This is a genomic window from Bacillus sp. AP50 (genome assembly GCF_040492675.1).
GTDB classification, from domain to species: domain Bacteria; phylum Bacillota; class Bacilli; order Bacillales; family Bacillaceae_G; genus Bacillus_A; species Bacillus_A cereus.
This window is the reverse complement of the sequence record NZ_JBEUTW010000453.1, coordinates 1-2,256: the sequence shown is the minus strand read 5'-3', so window position 1 is coordinate 2,256 and position 2,256 is coordinate 1. Positions and strand designations below refer to the sequence as shown.

Genomic DNA, 2,256 nt, shown 5'->3' with positions numbered 1-2,256 from the left:
TCTATAAGGCTGTTACGATGTATCCAATCGAAAGCCGTAAAGAAAATTTTTTTAATTTCTCCACTCCCCTCTTTGCTCTGAGTACATACATGATAAACTATGAAAATTAGGAAACACCCTGAAAAATCCTTAAAAATTCTTAAGTTTTATAAAAAAAAGCTTATGGAACCTGTAATTCCATAAGCCAATCTATTTGATTGGATGTTCAACAATAAAGGATATCCAACCTTCTTTATATTCTGCATGTATATTACCATGATGAAGTTCAACAATTCTTTTTGAGATAGCAAGTCCCAGTCCATTTCCTTGATCATTTTTTCTTGCCTTATCACCCCTGAAAAATCTTTCAAATAATTTATTAGGGTCGCTAACAGGCGGCTTCTCGACTTTATTTGATACTTTCAAAATTGCTTTGTTACCTATTAATTCAAGACATACGGATAATTCGGAAGGTTTCATGCTGAACTTTATCGCATTCATAAACAGATTTTCATATACACGTACCATTTTTTCTACATCCATGAAAATAGGTATTGTTTCTTCCGTTATTGATTTTTGAACAATTAAACTTTCCTTTTCAAATATAGGAATGTATTCTCCAACTATTTGCTCCAACAAACCTGATAAATCAACTTCATTAAAGTTTAACTTAGCATCGATGCCTGATAAACGAGTATATTCAAACAGTTCATCAATTAAATATTTCAATCTCTTTGATTTTAAATACGTGGTTTCAAGGTATTCCTGTAATTGTGTTTCACTGTTGTATTGCCCTCTTTTTAATAAATCTATATAACCAATAATAGATGTCAACGGTGTGCGTAAGTCATGAGATACGTTCGTTATGAGTTCATTTTTTGTACGTTCTAATCGTCTTTCCTGTTCAAATGTATGCTCCAATTCCTTGGACATATAGTTGATATTTTGGGCAAGTTGGGTCAATTCGTCCTTCCCCTTAATCCCTATTGTCAGACCTAGTTTTCCATTTGCAATATCATTTACATTATCTGAAATGAACTTCAAATATACTATTTTCTTTCGAACCAATATCAAAAAAAGTATGATAAAGGTAAAGATTGCGAACGCGAATAAAAACAACAATGCCAATTTGAATTCAAACATACCAAACTCTTCGTATTTTACAAATAACGGATCTATAACGTATGCCAAAATGAGAATTGTTAAACCAATTGAAATAAAAAAACTAACTGCAACAGCACCAAGAAGTTTTATAATGATCTTATTTTTAAAACTAACATTCTTCATATTTTATATCCAATTCCCCACACAGTTTTAATATAAATGGGATTTTTAGAATCCTCTTCTATTTTGTCTCTTATTTTTGTGATATGCACCATGACAGTATTGTCTGATTTATAAAAAACCTCTTCCCAAACTGCTTCATATATTTTTGCTACACTCATGACAATCCCTTTGTTGCGGGCAAGTAGTTCTAAAATAGCAAACTCTTTTGGAGTTAATCTTGTTTCTTTTCCTCTTACCCATACTTGACGTGTATCTGTATTCACGGTTAAGTCACCAATTTCTAGAATGCTTTTATTATGTCCTATTGATGAATTGTATTTTTTAAACCTTCTTAATTGGGATTTTACCCTAGCGATTAATTCCAATGGGTTAAACGGTTTTGATAAATAATCGTCTGCACCAGAGGCTAGCCCCTGAATTTTGTCTATATCCTCAGATTTTGCAGATAGCATGATGATAGGTATATTGCGGTCTTCCCTAATCTTCATACACGCTTCAATACCATCCATATTAGGCATCATAATATCTAAAATAATCAAATCAAACTCCTTTTCTTCTAACAGTTGTAAAGCTTCCATAGCATCTTCTGCCTTTTGAGTTTTCAGTCCTTCATTTTCCAAATAAGCAGAGATAAGATTTCTAATTTCTTTATCATCATCGACAATAAGAATTTTTGATTCCATATGATTCCTCCATATTTTTTCTCGTATAAAACAGCTAAAGACATAAGCAGATGAGACATTTGTATCTTCTTTTTTTCTTAAGCTTGCAAATGAAAGACAAGAAATAACATACTGTACATACGTAATATCGTTCTCCCTAATATATTGTTCAATATTTGCTACTGATCCATATACAATTAATAAGTTCCCTTTTTCTTTTAATTTTGCTTTTAGTAAAATTAAAAATTTCTTATTATTTTCTACTAATAAAATAATTGTCTTGAGATTTCTTCTTTTAATTAATTTTTCTGTGAATACACCTGTACTC

Annotated in this window: 2 protein-coding genes; both read right to left on the bottom strand. The window is 31.0% G+C overall.

All coding sequences use genetic code 11. The features are described 5' to 3' along the window. Positions 1-189: 189 nt before the first annotated feature. On the bottom strand, positions 190-1,266 hold the full coding sequence (locus ABWK52_RS24520) for a sensor histidine kinase (protein ID WP_087948266.1): 1,077 nt from the start codon (positions 1,264-1,266) through the stop codon (positions 190-192). Continuing rightward, positions 1,263-1,949 carry a response regulator transcription factor gene (locus ABWK52_RS24515; protein ID WP_098280119.1) on the bottom strand — a complete coding sequence of 229 codons (687 nt, stop codon included), beginning with the start codon at positions 1,947-1,949 and terminating at the stop codon, positions 1,263-1,265. Before ABWK52_RS24515 ends, ABWK52_RS24520 begins: the two co-directional genes overlap by 4 nt. Between the last annotated feature and the right edge of the window lie 307 nt (positions 1,950-2,256).

Bases quoted from the DNA above. Each gene is read 5' to 3' on its own strand.
- ABWK52_RS24515 (WP_098280119.1), bottom strand. From the start codon at position 1,949: ATGGAATCAAAAATTCTTATTGTCGATGATGATAAAGAAATTAGAAAT.
- ABWK52_RS24520 (WP_087948266.1), bottom strand. From the start codon at position 1,266: ATGAAGAATGTTAGTTTTAAAAATAAGATCATTATAAAACTTCTTGGT.